We start from the raw sequence: 14016 nt of genomic DNA, 5'->3' as shown, positions 1-14016 counted from the left end.
TTACTTAAAGTTGTACGGAAATCATACCATATCAATACTAAAACTTAAAAACTTAAAATCCCTCCCATACAATGTATGAGAGGGATTTTAAATATTTCCCAATTCGTTTCATTAGTCCTCTTCAATACTTAAGATACGGAAACCATGTTCTTCAAGCTTCTTGGAAAACTTATCAATATTATCCTTCTTTTCAACCTTCATGACAATTCTCCGTACGAGTTTATCTGTTTCATCGAAAGTAACAAGTGAAATAATGTGCTCGTGGAAGTGATGGGCAATTTCCGAAAGACGGGCAATCCTGCCTTCAGTCTCAACAGATGTAAACGCAATTCTCACTCCCGGGCGATTTACCCCAAATGCACTTTCAAACGAACTTAGAACATCAGATCGTGTTACTACTCCAAGAAAATTCCGCTTGTTGTCGACCACAGCTAACAATGGGAAATCTTTCAAATTGAGAAGTGTTTTCTCGAATACTTCTCCACCCGCTAAAAACTGTTCTTGATGTGTGGCAATATCTTTAACATAAGTTGAGTTTAAATATTCGTCCTTGGTTTTGTTAGATAGAAAATAGCTTTCATAAATGGTATACCTTGTTGCAACCCCTACATATTTATCGCCGCTTACAACTGGGATTCCATCAATTTGATACTTTTCTAACATTTCTAAAGCTTCTTTTAGCGTTACACCCTCTTGTGCCGTATAACACTCATGCTTTGGTATCATCATATTTTTTACGAACAATTCCCATCACCTCAAAGTATTAATCCTTCCCTCTTAATTATACTTCGACAACCAATAGAAAAACCCTTTAATATATTAAACTTTTATGTCATGTAACAAGAAATATTTCATAATATTAAATGATGTTGAATAAAGGGAGGGCTACCATGAATACTCATCAAAAAACCTATCATCCTTACGCCAGTCCATTTGACCCTTGCAAACCATTAACTGAAAAAACTTATTCCACTCCACCTCATTTATATATGGGATTTCAACCACCGAATCTTCCACAATTTACACCTGCTGAAGCACTTAGAGCCGGCACGCTTTGGAAGGATTTCTATGACCCTTATTTTAACCCTTTTGAAAGGGCTAAAGGAGGGCTTCAAACATGAAACAGGTACCTGCCGAATATTATCCATTAATGGAGCAGCTTCAAACGGTTGATTTTATCTTGGTCGAGCTGACACTCTATTTAGACACCCATCCGGATGATTTTGAAGCAATCAATCAATTTAATCATTACGTCAAAGAAAGAAAAAAAATTAAAAAGGCCTTTGAAAGCCAATTTGGACCATTACTGCAATTTGGAAACAGCTACTCCGGATATCCCTGGAATTGGAAAGATACACCTTGGCCATGGCAAGTTTAATAAAAAGGGGGATCGATTAAATGTGGGTTTATGAAAAAAAACTGCAATATCCTGTACGTGTCAGCACCTGTAATCCGACTTTAGCAAAATATTTAATTGAGCAATATGGCGGGGCTGACGGTGAACTTGCAGCGGCCTTACGCTATTTAAATCAAAGATATACCATTCCTGATAAAGTAATTGGCCTTCTGACAGATATCGGCACAGAAGAATTTGCCCACCTCGAGATGATTGCCACGATGGTGTATAAATTAACCAAAGATGCAACACCAGAGCAAATGAAAGCGGCTGGACTTGGCGATCATTATGCTAACCATGATGGCGCTCTGTTCTATCATAATGCTGCAGGAGTGCCGTGGACAGCCTCCTATATTGCTGCAAAAGGCGACCCGATTGCTGATTTATATGAAGATATAGCTGCAGAAGAGAAAGCTAGGGCCACATATCAATGGCTCATTAATCTTAGTGACGACCCTGATATAAATGACAGCCTTCGTTTCTTGCGTGAGCGAGAAATCATTCATGCACAGCGGTTCCGTGAAGCTGTAGAAATCTTAAAAGAAGAAAGAGATAGGAAGACGATTTTTTAGAAATAAGAAGCAGTTTACGCCTGCTTCTTATTTTTTTTCGTGATAAAGGTTGATGTCGTATTTTTTTTTCATGATTTCAAAAACAATATGACGGTTTTTCCATTCTTCCTCCCTCTTCCATAAATCCTTACTGCGGTCGACGATTTCACAGCGCAATTCTTGGAATTCCTTTTCCTTTTTCTCCTTTTGTTGTCTCAAAAGATTCATAGCCCCAAACCCAATAATCGTCATACTTAATAACAAAACATTGATGGTATCATTTAAAGCAGCCGATAGCATCGCTAAAAAAGAATAAGAATAATGCTCAGCAATTGTTAAATAGAAATAAACAAAGAAAAAGAACGCAAACAAGAGTGTTCCATATACCGAAAAATAATGCCATTTTTTCGTGTCTTCAAACTTTTTCTTTCTTTTCCTTACATTTTCTAACATTTGCTTCGTTGCTTGATCGGTATTCTCAAGTAATTGGATTGGAGAATCCATTTTATCGCCCTCCATTTCTTAAGCCCCGCCCCTTTTCCATATATTCATATGAACTTGTCCTGAACAATATGTTTCTAAAACAAAAAACCGATCTAGGATCGGCTAGTTGTTTAACGGTATTTTCAAAACTTGACCCACTTGAATTTGGTCACTGGTCAGATTGTTGGCCTTCTTAATAATCTCAATTCCTTTGGCTGAATTATAATATTTCTTCGCCAGTTTATAGAGCGTTTCTTGCGGCTGGACAGTATGGTAGACCATTTTATCTTTCTTTGGCGGCGTATTAGTTTGGCTATTGGTCTTCTCTGCTTGCTGCTGACTGTTCTTTTCCGAAACCTGCTTATTCGCATTGCCTGCATTTGGTGCAGGGGGTGGAGCAGAAGATTTGGCATTAGTAGTAGTAACAGGCTGGTCAGGTTCGACCTTTGGTTCTTCGCGCTTCTCCACGGGGGTACTTAAGTCCGTATTATCATCCTTTATTTCCTTCGGTTCGTCAGATTTGTTAGATTGATCGACTAAGATTTCGTCATCTTTCTTCTGCTTTTCAAAATTGATTGGTTCATTCCACACTGAGTCTCCTGAATTTTTTTCTGTTCCATTAATTTTTTTCCCGCCATCACGATAGGAAATCACACTAAAAATGATGATAGGCAGGAGGATAAAGGACAGGACTAGTATGCGAATGACAGGATATTTTAGCTTCCATTTTGTTTTCTTTTTCTTTTGACGATGGATCTGCTCTCTCGGAGGTAATTTGTCATCCTCATCGACAATTTCATTTATTTCATTAATTTTTTGAATCCGCTGTTTCAATCTCTCCGCTTGATCTCTATATGGTTCTTCTTTGTTCACGTCGCAGCTCCCCCCTGTTCATCAGCCGTTTTTATTCGTCTTAATTTTATATATATGCCCAAAAGAAAATCGATAACAAAATGCATAACAATCGTAACCGCTAGATTTTCTGTCCACTCATAAATCATCCCAATAATAAAGCTTAGCAGGATGATATTTAAAAATAAGAACCAATTAAAAAGGTAGCGATAGTGGATAATCGCAAAAATAATGCTTGCTAAGATGAGACCAACCCTTGTTTGAATAATTCCGCGGAATAGTAATTCTTCACTAAATGCGACAAGACCGGCAATCACTATTATATGGATAAAACTTCTTTTTCTAAAAATCCTTTCATTTAGTCCTCCGTCATCATAAAAAGAAGCAGGAAGCAATTTCATTAATACGATATCAATGATAACTACAGCAACACCAGCAGGTATGCCGATAATAGCAATATTAACGTCATTCAAGTGAATCTTGCTTAAATAGGAGAAATGATCAAATAAGAGAAATCCTAAAATGAACGAAATCGCCAGAAGAATGATTTGCGTCATATATAGGTGAAAAAGTAGATCTTTATCCGTTAAACTTATGATTAATTCATTATACTTCTTTTTCATTTGCTCAACTCACGATTAGTTAAGATTTTGGCAAGGTAATCCTTCCACAACTGCTCATTTTCTTTTAGAGTTAGTGTTTGCTTTTCATTTTGGTAATCGTTTAATTTCAACCCGCATTGATCACAGCAGCAGGGAATCTTTTCCGACAATGTTTCATCAAAATATTGCAAGATTAATTCTCTCCGGCACGAAGTGGCTTCCACCCATTTTTTCATTTGAAAAATATTTTTTTTCTTAACGATTAATCTTTCTTTGATAAATTTCTTAAAATCTTCTTGTAGCTCTTCAAGCCGACTTCTATGACGATGCGGGTTGTAAACAAAGTCCTCTATCATTCTCCATTGAATTTCTGAAAAACCACCAAGCTCTTTAAACGAATTCGGCAGTTTCACTTTAACATCCACTAATCGTTGTTCATCCGCTAATCTGTTGAACAGCCAATCAATTTGCAGCTCGGAAGGTAATTCACCTTCTGCAAGATGGATGGGAAGCTGCTCATCTCCAGGTGAATACACTAATACCGCAATACTAGGAAGTCCATCACGGCCTGCTCTGCCGATTTCCTGAAGATAGGATTCCATCTGCATCGGCATGTGATAGTGAATAATAAACCGAATATTTTCTTTATTTACCCCCATCCCAAATGCACTTGTTGCACAAATTACATCAAGCTGTCCGTAGATAAATTGTTGTTGGATCAAAATTCTTGAATTTTGATCCAAACCACCGTGATAGGGCATTGCCCGGCAGATCCCTTTATCTACTAGTAATGATGCCATTTGTTCTGCCGCTTTTTTGCTTGAAAAATAAATGATTCCTGGTTTTTTCAGACTTGTTACCAGCTCTATTACTCTGTCTTGCTTATCATGATAGTCGGTTACGTTTTCAACATACATCGCTATATTCGGGCGGTCAATCGTCGATTCTATTTTGTTTATTTCTTTTATTCGAAGAGAAGCAATAATATCCTCTCTTACCTTGCTTGTCGCTGTCGCGGTAAGCGCAAGGGTAAGGGGATTTCCTAATTTTTGACGAATGTCACCCAGCTTTGAATAGTCTGGACGAAAATCATAACCCCACTGTGAGATACAATGCGCTTCATCAACAACAAACAATGAGATGTCAAGGTCTTGCAGTCTTCTCATTATAAAGGGAATCCGGAGCATTTCGGGCGATAGGAAAATAAACTTGTAACTGTTTAACCTGCTAATTACATTATTTCTTTCTTCTGTTGTAAGAAATGAATTCAAGGCAATGACTCTTTTTTCGCCAAACCGTTTAAATTGCTCTACCTGATCCTGCATGAGGGAAAGAAGCGGGGAAACAATTAAGATTTTCCCTTTTAATATTAGCCCAGGAAGTTGGTAACACAACGATTTACCTGTACCTGTCGGCAGCATCGCCAATGTATGATTTCCGGCTAGAATGGATGAGATTACTTCCTTCTGCCCTGTTTTAAAAGAATGATAACCAAAATGCTTTTCTAAAATACTTTCTAATTCCATTACCGATCACCATACTTCGCCAGCACTAGCCTTATTTGAAAATAAGTGGCTGCCGGCACTTTCTCCCTTATCAGCTTAAGTTTTTTAGTAGCTGAATGTTTGGATATTTCAAGAATTTTCGTTTGCAGCTCTGAATTCACAAAAGGATCAATAGTGAAATCATCTACATTTAATGCAAATTCAACAAAATGATCTTCAATTGTACTTAACTTCAGATGCCTATAATTTGCAATCATCTCAGGTGAATATCCTTGATTTAATAGTTTTTGCGTTTTCCTTGAAGAGAGTGTTAATTCATTTTCTTGCTTTAAATCGTGTAGTAAAAAGACTAAAACCGTAAAGCGATTAGCATTATCGTTAATTTTTTGAATCAAGTAATGTAGTGTATTTATGAACCCGATATGGTAATCGTGATATTCCAGCTGTAGTCTTTTAGCTGTCTGTGAAGCAGTTAAGCCAATCTGCTGAAAACCTGTCAGCCGAAACACCAATTGCGAGGGGTCGATTTCATTGGTGTTATCAAGGCATTCGACGAGCTCGGAATAAACAATTGTCCCAATTTCCTTCCTTGGTACTTTTATTTCTTTTAATACAGATTTCAGCCATTGATGAACCTGCTTATTTTTTTGGATAGGTATGTATCTTGTTTCTTGGAAAACAAGATTCGAAGTGACCTGAATAAATAAACTCAGCCTTTCCCAAAACAGCGTTGTGAGTGGGTGATACTCCCAGCCATTTAAATATTCGGGTATTGGATGGCTTCCTAAAAAAGACTTGCCAGCGGGCGTAAGAAGGAATCGCTGCTCACCATCATTATAGATCCACCCGCTTTCTTGCACCCATTGAATTATGTCTTCGAAGGATTCTCTTGATAGGGATTCGTATACTCCAAAAAAGTTTTTCAAAGAAAATAAGTGGGCATCTTGGATGGTTTGAGATGATTTTTTTCCGTTCAAAAGGTGAAAGATGGAATATATCGTCCTTTCTCCGTTTAATTGTGTTAAACAGTACAGAATTATTGATGCTAATTTCGCCACCCAAGCTCCTCCTCCCACACTTTTTTCGAATAATCTCGACAAAATGTCCTTTTTTTCTTATTTTATTCTACCATGAAATGATGATTCTTGTTGTCCGAAATTGTGGAAGTTTATTAAATTCAATTAAACAAACAATAGTATTTAAAAGCATTTTTCTATTGAAAAGTTGCTCATACAGTTTTACAATAGATATGAGTAATGCGTTTCCATTTTCACAATGGAAACCGAGGAAGAATAATTTTGTTATATTACTGGGAGGTTTTTTTTCATGGCAAAGTATACAATTGTGGACAAGGAAACTTGCATCGCTTGTGGGGCATGTGGCGCTGCAGCACCAGATATTTATGATTATGATGATGAAGGCATTGCATTTGTAACTCTTGACGATAATGAAGGTATCGTTGAAATTCCAGATGTGTTAATCGATGATATGATGGATGCTTTTGAAGGCTGCCCAACTGATTCAATCAAAGTTGCTGACGAATCATTTGATGGCAATCCAACTAAATTCGAATAATATTTTGTTAAGAATGTATTATTAAGCTACTAGCCCCCGCCTTTTTAGGAGGGGGTTTTTTTATTGGCTGTGTTAAAGAATATTGTTGATATTGATAACTATGTTGATCTTCGTTACAGGCGCGAGACTCCTGCGGGAGCAGCGGGACAGGTGAGACCCCGCAGGCGCTTTAGCGCCGAGGAGGCTCACCGCCCGCCCCGCGGAACGCGAAGCGCCTGGAACGGAAATCAACATTCACTTTTAACACAGCATTTTTATTAAAAAAAAGGCAAACAGGAGGAATCCTGAATGCCTTTCATTTACTATGCACTTTTTATAGTTGAAAATTTATTAATCCACGCCTGCATCCGGGTGAACAGCAACATAAAGACGAAAGACATGATAACTCCTTTTATGATATTGAACGGCAGGATTCCAGGTACCACATAGTTACGCATGTCAGGAAAATCTAAGAGGGCCGTATAGGCTGGGAGTATAAACAGATAATTTAATACACTCATCATAACCGCCATTGTGGTCGTGCCAAGTATTAACGCAAGTGTCATGCCCTTCCTCGTCTTTATTTTATTGTATACATAATATGTCGGTAAGATAAACAGAATACCCGCCAGAAAATTAGCAATATGGCCTACTGGAATCCCTGTTTGACTCCCGGCCGCAATATAATTTAGAACATTTTTGAAAAACTCAACTAATATTCCTGCAATCGGTCCAAAGAGTAACGTTGCAATCAATGCGGGGATATCGCTGAAATCGATTAATAAGAAACCTTGGAATGGCGGCAATGGAAAATTTAATAGCATTAAAAGATAGGCGATACTGCTAAGCATTCCTATTGTCACCATCGTTTTTACCTTTGTGTTCTTTGTGTTCTTCATTTTCCTCTCTCCTTTTTTGATCCATCGCTTAAGGAAGAGAGGTTCAGCAATTCAGATACCCTTGTAAAAAAAATACCCTCAAGATTTATTCTTGAGGGAGATTTACGAAGGCATGCTTAATAAACGTTCACCAATAAATATTTTTTGAACGTCTGCAGAACCTCCATCTTCTCCCATCCAGACTATACTGTCGGCTTTGGAATCTCACCAAATCCTGCCAAAAAAGGCTCGCGGGCTTAGAGTATTAGCTACTCAATACCGCCGATCGGGAATTTCACCCTGCCCCGAAGATAGATCGATATTAAATTACATGTTTATTATACTGGAGAAACGTCATTTTGTTAAGCGAAAGATTTCAGGTTTCTCTTTTTGGCTTGTTTTTCAACAATTCCGCGACAAAACCCGTGGACATATTTGTCCACGGGTCATCTGATAAATCATTGAATAACCAATACTTGTGTCGGTCTAATAAGATCAGAAGTAAGGTGGTTTATTTCTTTTATTTTCGTTATGGTAATCTTTTGTTTTTTTGCAATGGAGTACAAGGTATCGCCTTGTTTGACGATGTAGGTGGCAGCCTTTGATGAAATACTTGATTGTGATTTGCCCTCAACTTCCGGATGGAAGTTGGAACTTGCCGCTAAAACGTTTTCAACAATGCTTGCAATTCCACCCTGTACAGCTTCGCCGACGTCCGCTTTTCCAAGAAGACTTTCCGGATCCATTGCATATCTCTTATCATATCTCCATTCCATTTGATGGGTCTCAAAATGGAGATGGGTTCCGGTGGCTACTCCGGTTCTCCCCATTTTCCCGATGACTTCACCTTTTTTTACCGTTTGGCCAGGTATTACAGTCCGTTTATTTAAGTGGGCATAAACGGTTACCAAATGACTTGGATGTTTAATAAATACCACATTCCCGTATGTATTAGAATAATAGGCTTTCACTACTTCTCCACCGTCAACAGCCAGCACCGGAGTATCGATTTTCCCGGCTATATCGATTCCTTTATGTTTTCCCTGCCTCGTTCCAAATGTATCCGATATTACACCGTCTGCCGGCCAAATCCAGCGATCCTTCATTTCTTTTGTCTCGAGCCTACCCGCAGCCTCCGAATGTTTGCCGCCTAAGAACAATAAACTGATACAAAGTGCCATAATGATGGCAATCAAAAACCTTTTTATGTAGTCACGCATTTTTCATTTTCCTCCTTATAACTTGTCCCCACTCCCACACCATATGTTGGTTTATTCAGGTTTAGAACATATGGATTTGAGGAGCAGGACTAGAGCATACTTGTTATAATTTGGAGTACTCTTCAATTTTATGCAAAAAAAAATCAACCTATCTCGGTTGATTTTAAAATTCTAATGAATATCACGGAGGTTTGGAGCTACTGGCACCTTGGTCTCCTTTGTTAAATCAAATGGTCCAAGATGTGTTAATCGTGAATCCTTGACAACTACTTTTTCCAAGCCGAATTGTTTAGCTGTTAACAGCAGCGCCTCAAACGAAGCTAACGTAAGCTGGTCATCCTTCATCTCAATAATGTCCTTAAATGAAACAAATAATGTTTTGTCGATTATTGTTACATCGGATAACGGCTGTAAATGCTCCAGAGAGCTTGTTAACTTGTACGTGGGGTTATTGGTCTTCATATCCGCAAAGGCACTCTGAATATCGCTATAAGTACCTCTTGAAGGCGCTAAAAATGGCAAATTGCTTCCTTCGGGAAAATGAAAGAAAAAGGCATGTTTTTTCACATCAATAATATCATGATTTTTTACTCTACCCTCATTACCGAACTCAATACCTTTTTCGTTATTTGTAAAGAAATTCAACTTTTTAATCGTGCTATTTGAGGATACATCATTATTTAAGGTTTTAATAAAACTGGTTTCCTCTGTTGATCCTTGTCCGTACTGATGATCATTCGGAACTACAACGTCTACACTATTCGTTTTTTCATCGAGATTCATCGAAAGTTTGAGCGGATAGTAATCAGACAATCCCCATTCCTCTTCCTTTAAGTTCGCCATATTATCAACAAATTGTGTTAGCCAAGACTTATCCTTTTCGGCAGGAACGATGATCGATACAGGAACGAGAATCTGCGCCTGTGAGTCTGGAATCCAATAGGTTAATACCCTTCCATCCCCCACTTCATCCTCATAGACTGCTGTTTTGATGCTGGGTGCACTCATAAGCTCCATTTTTTTGTCGTTCGTTTCAGAAACCGACTTATTTGGTGTAGAAGCTTGATCTTTCATTGCAATGGTTGAATCCTTTTCAGCTGATTTCATTGCTTGGCTGTTCCCTGATGATTTTTCCTCCTGTGCGGTATCAAACGAGAAATTTGTCCCATCGATCATTTTCGGAACTAAGATGAAAAAAAGCAACAATGCCGCCACAGCAGCCAAGCCTGGTAACAGCCATGTTTTCGTTTTACGTTTATTTAGTGAAAGATTTTGGTAAATGTCACGAGGATCGCGATGATCTTTAATTTTTGGCATTTGCATTAATAGTTCTTCGAGCTCTCTATCGCTCCACTCCGACTTTTTCACTAGTTACCGCCTCCTTTTCATAGGACATTTCCATCTGCTTCTTCAATACCTTTAAGGAACGATGTTGCGTTGTTTTAACTTTACTTTCCGTCCAGCCTAATGCTTTAGCTGTTTCAGCAATAGATAAATCCTGCAGATAGCGCAAAATAATGACTGCGCGTTGATCCATTGTGCAAAATTCAAGACATTTATAAATCCATTTGATTTCTTCTTTCTGGACGGTAATCTCTTCTGGTATTGGATACTCATCTTTTACCTGATTAGTTGACCAATCAAATTTTTCGAGTAATTTTTCTTTCCAGCCCTTTTGTTTACGGAAAAAGTCGATAGCTACATTCCTAGCAATCGAAAACAGCCATGTCTTTTCACTGCTTTTTCCTTCAAAACGATCATAAGACTTAAATACCCGAATATAGACTTCTTGAACAAGATCCTCTGCATGTTCTTTATTTCTGACCATATAAAATAGAAATTGAAAAACGTCATGATGATATTTTTGATAAAGTTCCTCGAAAACGGAGTCCATCATTTCCCCTCCCCGTTCATAATATTAGTCGTTTTCTATGTATAAAAGGTTACACCCTATTAATATAGACTTTTTTTAGCCGAAATGGAAGGTATTAACTGAAAGTAATTGTTTTAATGATGGAAGGATTATTTGAAAAAGCTCATCCTAATGGATGAGCTTTAATTAATATCAGAATTTATAACATTGAACTTTGAGAATTGTCTAGCTTCAGCGCCCTAGCGGCTAGTGTCCTTCGCTCTCCGCCCTATGATAAGTCAACATCGGTTCGCTCCGCTCACCGTGTTTCCTTTATCTCAGTTGGAGCGCTCCAGGCCATACGCCGCTGAACAGGGCGCTTGCGCTTTTCTTATGTTCCTCGTGAATCAAGAACAATCGGCAAATTACTTGTTAATCTTACTTTTTTCGAGGGAGCAGGAAGGAGAATGTCGTTCCGATCCCGACTTTACTTTGAACCGAGATATGGCCTCGATGTGCATCGATAATATTCTTTGCAATCGCAAGCCCGAGCCCGGTACCAGCTCTCCCCCTTGTCCTTGCTTTATCTGCTTTATAAAAGCGCTCAAAAACAAACGGTAAATCTTCTTCTGGGATACCGGAGCCAGAATCTTTTACTTCCATCCTTATGCCATTATCTTCTGAAGTAATCGTAACCTTAACTGACCCTTCTCTTGGTGTATGCCTAATCGCATTATCAATTAAATTTGTTAAAACCTGTTCAATTCGATCAGGGTCAAACGAGACAGAAGATATTACCTTCTCTATTTCAGCATCCAACTGAATGTCATGGTCTTTTGCCAACCCTTGAAACTTATGAATAATTCTGCTGATGAATGGCGCAAGATCTATCTCTTCCATGGTTAATTGTAAATGTCCAGCTTCCATCCGCGCCAGATCCAAAAGTTCATTAACAAGCCGGCCCATCCGTAATGATTCATCATAGATGACCTTTGCCATTTCCTTCTTTTCTTCCTGTGATTCAGCAATATCGTCTACAATCGCTTCACTATAGCCCTGGAGCATGGAAATCGGTGTCCTAAGTTCATGTGAAACATTGGCAATGAAATCCTGCCTCATCTTTTCTAATTGTCTTTCCTCCGTCATATCCCTTAAGACAGCAACAGCACCGCGGATAAACTGGTTACTATATAAAGGACTCACCAAAATGACCCAATGCCGGCCTTGAAGTGAAATTTCACCAATTTGCTCCTTTTCAGTATCAACAGCTTGTTGAAAAAGCTCCATTACCTGGGATGGAATAGCCTCCGAATCCGTGGTAACTCCACCTTTTTCATAATACCAATATTGGAGAAATCGATCTGCAGGAGGATTAGTGATTAAAATCGTGCCATCCCGATTAAAGGTGATGACTCCATCTGCCATACTGCTTAAGATACTGGCAAGCTGCTCTTTTTCCTGGCTGAGGGCATTCATGTTGAACTTTAACTGCCTGCCCATCTGATTAAAGGCCGTCGCCAGCTCGCCAATTTCATCATGAGTAAGGATAGGAACCTTCGTATCGAATTTCCCTCTCGCCACTTCAAACGCAGCCTCTCTCATTTTTCTAAGCGGTGCAGTAATTCGTGTGGATAGAAAAAAGGCAAAAATAGTTGTTAGAATAATGGCAACACCCGCAACAAGAAGAATAAACTTTGTCGTTGAATGTGTGGTTTCCTGCATCACTTCTAACGATTGATAAATAAATACAGCACCATTTTTTTCACCTGGCAGATGTAGCGGAACACCTATTATTGAATAATTAGTGCCTGATGCCCCATCACTAGCCGAAAGGTCAGAAACTTTTTCAACCGTTGTGTTTTTGTGAAACACCTTTGATAATTCAGGATCACCTTTAATATCTGCTAGCGATAATTTTTTTGCACTTTCTGTATTCGGAGAGTAATAAATTTCATCATCATTTTTTACTATGACTACTTTAGTTACATCATCGATAATTTCCCAAGATATTTCTAAACCAAGAGGTAATTTATCGTTTGGATGTACTTCTAGGACGTGGGCAATTTTTTCAGCTGTATGGGTTAAATCCTTCTTGGTTTGTTGGATATTATAATTTTGGAAGAACTCAAGCAGCATGACTGTTAAGATAAACAAGATGAATGAAACTAGTAAAAGGATGGTAAACCAAAGTTTACCTACAACACTTCGTAAAAAGGTCATTCATTAACTACCTCAAATTTGTAGCCGACTCCCCAAACCGTTACAATCATTCTGGCGGCTTGTTCGGAAACCTTGTTTAATTTTTCTCGCAGGCGTTTTACATGGGTATCGACCGTCCGTAAATCGCCAAAAAATTCATAGTGCCAAACTTCTTTCAGTAATTGTTCACGATCAAACACTTTATCCGGGGCTTTTGCCAAGAAATAAAGCAATTCATATTCTTTTGGCGTTAAACTAACTTCCTTGCCATCAGCCGTTACCCTGTGGGCATCATTGTCAATGGTCAAATGTGGAAAAACAATGACATCTTTCGTTGTCGTTTCTGTTTGCAGATAGCTTGTTTGTGATGCCCTTCTTAACAGTGCTTTAACACGTAAAACAACCTCACGCGGGCTGAATGGTTTGACAATATAATCATCTGTGCCTACTTCAAAGCCCTGAACACGATTGATTTCCTCACCTTTTGCCGTTAACATGATAATCGGAGTTGCCTTTTTTTCTCTTAGCTCACGACAAACTTCGATTCCATCCTTACCAGGCATCATTAAGTCGAGCAAAATGACATCATAATCATTTGCTGTTGCTTTGATTAAAGCCTCGTTTCCATCTTCTGCTTCATCAATTGTATACTCTTCACGCTCTAAATACATTTTTAATAAACGGCGAATTCTTTCCTCATCATCTACTACTAAAATTTTCACGTCTCGATCCATTATTAATCCCCCCATAGAGTTTATTTTACAAAATGGTATAGTTTTTTGCTATCTTTTCGTAGTATTTACTCCTATAAAAAGTGTCAATAATTTGACAACGGCAAAAATCATCAATAAAATATTTTCTTTTTTGATAAAAAGCCTTCACTTATCAGAAAGTGAAGGCTATATGGTTAAAGTGAGTTCAGCC

General features: G+C 38.4%; 16 protein-coding genes and 1 riboswitch. Of the genes, 4 read left to right on the top strand and 12 right to left on the bottom strand.

Annotation, left to right across the window (positions count from 1 at the left end; genetic code table 11):
* Positions 1–111: 111 nt before the first annotated feature.
* Positions 112–744 (bottom strand): CBS domain-containing protein, encoded by a 633-nt coding sequence (locus ACIQCO_RS14265; protein ID WP_400429603.1) that lies wholly within the window; start codon positions 742–744, stop codon positions 112–114.
* 146 nt (positions 745–890) lie between these two features.
* Here ACIQCO_RS14265 and ACIQCO_RS14260 point away from each other — a divergent pair, with 146 nt between their 5' ends.
* From ACIQCO_RS14260 to cotJC, 3 genes are read left to right on the top strand one after another with little or no spacing between them, the layout of a single operon-like run.
* A complete protein-coding gene (locus ACIQCO_RS14260; RefSeq protein ID WP_400429601.1) occupies positions 891–1121 on the top strand; it encodes a spore coat associated protein CotJA in 231 nt (76 codons plus the stop codon).
* On the top strand, positions 1118–1378 hold the full coding sequence (locus tag ACIQCO_RS14255) for a spore coat protein CotJB (protein ID WP_400429598.1): 261 nt from the start codon (positions 1118–1120) through the stop codon (positions 1376–1378). Before ACIQCO_RS14260 ends, ACIQCO_RS14255 begins: the two co-directional genes overlap by 4 nt.
* 20 nt (positions 1379–1398) lie before the next feature.
* Positions 1399–1968 (top strand): spore coat protein CotJC, encoded by a 570-nt coding sequence (cotJC, locus tag ACIQCO_RS14250; protein ID WP_400429595.1) that lies wholly within the window; start codon positions 1399–1401, stop codon positions 1966–1968.
* Between the two features lie 27 nt (positions 1969–1995).
* Here the strand turns inward: cotJC and ACIQCO_RS14245 are convergent, their stop codons facing one another.
* The 5 genes from ACIQCO_RS14245 to ACIQCO_RS14225 all read right to left on the bottom strand — a co-directional run bounded on the left by ACIQCO_RS14245 (position 1996) and on the right by ACIQCO_RS14225 (position 6447).
* Complete coding sequence (locus ACIQCO_RS14245) at positions 1996–2451, bottom strand: DUF2663 family protein (protein ID WP_400429593.1); 456 nt, start codon at positions 2449–2451, stop codon at positions 1996–1998.
* Positions 2452–2553: 102 nt separating this feature from the next.
* Positions 2554–3303, bottom strand: coding sequence for a LysM peptidoglycan-binding domain-containing protein (locus tag ACIQCO_RS14240; protein ID WP_400429590.1), 750 nt, complete (start codon positions 3301–3303; stop codon positions 2554–2556).
* Positions 3300–3905, bottom strand: a complete 606-nt coding sequence (locus tag ACIQCO_RS14235) for a CPBP family intramembrane glutamic endopeptidase (protein WP_400429588.1) — start codon at positions 3903–3905, stop codon at positions 3300–3302. Before ACIQCO_RS14235 ends, ACIQCO_RS14240 begins: the two co-directional genes overlap by 4 nt.
* Complete coding sequence (locus tag ACIQCO_RS14230) at positions 3902–5410, bottom strand: RecQ family ATP-dependent DNA helicase (protein ID WP_400429586.1); 1509 nt, start codon at positions 5408–5410, stop codon at positions 3902–3904. The genes ACIQCO_RS14235 and ACIQCO_RS14230 overlap by 4 nt, the downstream gene beginning before the upstream one ends.
* On the bottom strand, positions 5410–6447 hold the full coding sequence (locus tag ACIQCO_RS14225) for a YpbB family protein (RefSeq protein WP_400429584.1): 1038 nt from the start codon (positions 6445–6447) through the stop codon (positions 5410–5412). The genes ACIQCO_RS14230 and ACIQCO_RS14225 overlap by 1 nt, the downstream gene beginning before the upstream one ends.
* Positions 6448–6715: 268 nt before the next feature.
* On the opposite strand from ACIQCO_RS14225, the gene ACIQCO_RS14220 reads away from it, so the two are divergent.
* Entirely contained in the window at positions 6716–6964 is a 249-nt protein-coding gene (locus ACIQCO_RS14220; RefSeq protein ID WP_066060880.1) for a ferredoxin, read from the top strand.
* Between the two features lie 302 nt (positions 6965–7266).
* Here ACIQCO_RS14220 and ACIQCO_RS14215 read toward each other — a convergent pair whose 3' ends face one another.
* The 6 genes from ACIQCO_RS14215 to ACIQCO_RS14190 all read right to left on the bottom strand — a co-directional run bounded on the left by ACIQCO_RS14215 (position 7267) and on the right by ACIQCO_RS14190 (position 13826).
* Positions 7267–7842: an ECF transporter S component gene (locus tag ACIQCO_RS14215; protein ID WP_400429581.1), complete on the bottom strand. Its 576-nt coding sequence runs from the start codon at positions 7840–7842 to the stop codon at positions 7267–7269.
* A 161-nt stretch (positions 7843–8003) separates the two neighbouring features.
* Positions 8004–8138, bottom strand: a riboswitch (FMN riboswitch).
* Between the two features lie 141 nt (positions 8139–8279).
* Positions 8280–9041, bottom strand: a complete 762-nt coding sequence (locus ACIQCO_RS14210) for a peptidoglycan DD-metalloendopeptidase family protein (RefSeq protein ID WP_400429579.1) — start codon at positions 9039–9041, stop codon at positions 8280–8282.
* Between the two features lie 171 nt (positions 9042–9212).
* A complete protein-coding gene (locus ACIQCO_RS14205) occupies positions 9213–10409 on the bottom strand; it encodes a negative regulator of sigma-X activity (RefSeq protein WP_400429576.1) in 1197 nt (398 codons plus the stop codon).
* A complete protein-coding gene (gene sigX, locus ACIQCO_RS14200; protein WP_066089412.1) occupies positions 10384–10935 on the bottom strand; it encodes an RNA polymerase sigma factor SigX in 552 nt (183 codons plus the stop codon). The genes ACIQCO_RS14205 and sigX overlap by 26 nt, the downstream gene beginning before the upstream one ends.
* A 396-nt stretch (positions 10936–11331) precedes the next feature.
* Positions 11332–13113 carry an ATP-binding protein gene (locus tag ACIQCO_RS14195; protein WP_400429573.1) on the bottom strand — a complete coding sequence of 594 codons (1782 nt, stop codon included), beginning with the start codon at positions 13111–13113 and terminating at the stop codon, positions 11332–11334.
* Positions 13110–13826 carry a response regulator transcription factor gene (locus ACIQCO_RS14190; protein WP_066089418.1) on the bottom strand — a complete coding sequence of 239 codons (717 nt, stop codon included), beginning with the start codon at positions 13824–13826 and terminating at the stop codon, positions 13110–13112. Before ACIQCO_RS14190 ends, ACIQCO_RS14195 begins: the two co-directional genes overlap by 4 nt.
* Positions 13827–14016 lie beyond the last annotated feature (190 nt).

This window comes from Neobacillus sp. NPDC093127 (genome assembly GCF_044754175.1).
In the GTDB taxonomy this organism is placed as follows: Bacteria; Bacillota; Bacilli; order Bacillales; family Cytobacillaceae; genus Neobacillus.
Note: the sequence above shows the minus strand (reverse complement) of the source record. Positions and strands in the feature narration are given on the sequence as shown.

What these genes read in the sequence shown, in the direction of transcription:
- ACIQCO_RS14260 (WP_400429601.1), top strand. Translation starts at nt 891, where the DNA reads ATGAATACTCATCAAAAAACCTATCATCCTTACGCCAGTCCATTTGAC.
- ACIQCO_RS14230 (WP_400429586.1), bottom strand. Translation starts at nt 5,410, where the DNA reads ATGGAATTAGAAAGTATTTTAGAAAAGCATTTTGGTTATCATTCTTTT.
- ACIQCO_RS14255 (WP_400429598.1), top strand. Translation starts at nt 1,118, where the DNA reads ATGAAACAGGTACCTGCCGAATATTATCCATTAATGGAGCAGCTTCAA.
- ACIQCO_RS14235 (WP_400429588.1), bottom strand. Translation starts at nt 3,905, where the DNA reads ATGAAAAAGAAGTATAATGAATTAATCATAAGTTTAACGGATAAAGAT.
- ACIQCO_RS14195 (WP_400429573.1), bottom strand. Translation starts at nt 13,113, where the DNA reads ATGACCTTTTTACGAAGTGTTGTAGGTAAACTTTGGTTTACCATCCTT.
- ACIQCO_RS14210 (WP_400429579.1), bottom strand. Translation starts at nt 9,041, where the DNA reads ATGCGTGACTACATAAAAAGGTTTTTGATTGCCATCATTATGGCACTT.
- sigX (WP_066089412.1), bottom strand. Translation starts at nt 10,935, where the DNA reads ATGGACTCCGTTTTCGAGGAACTTTATCAAAAATATCATCATGACGTT.
- ACIQCO_RS14215 (WP_400429581.1), bottom strand. Translation starts at nt 7,842, where the DNA reads ATGAAGAACACAAAGAACACAAAGGTAAAAACGATGGTGACAATAGGA.
- ACIQCO_RS14190 (WP_066089418.1), bottom strand. Translation starts at nt 13,826, where the DNA reads ATGGATCGAGACGTGAAAATTTTAGTAGTAGATGATGAGGAAAGAATT.
- ACIQCO_RS14220 (WP_066060880.1), top strand. Translation starts at nt 6,716, where the DNA reads ATGGCAAAGTATACAATTGTGGACAAGGAAACTTGCATCGCTTGTGGG.
- cotJC (WP_400429595.1), top strand. Translation starts at nt 1,399, where the DNA reads ATGTGGGTTTATGAAAAAAAACTGCAATATCCTGTACGTGTCAGCACC.
- ACIQCO_RS14245 (WP_400429593.1), bottom strand. Translation starts at nt 2,451, where the DNA reads ATGGATTCTCCAATCCAATTACTTGAGAATACCGATCAAGCAACGAAG.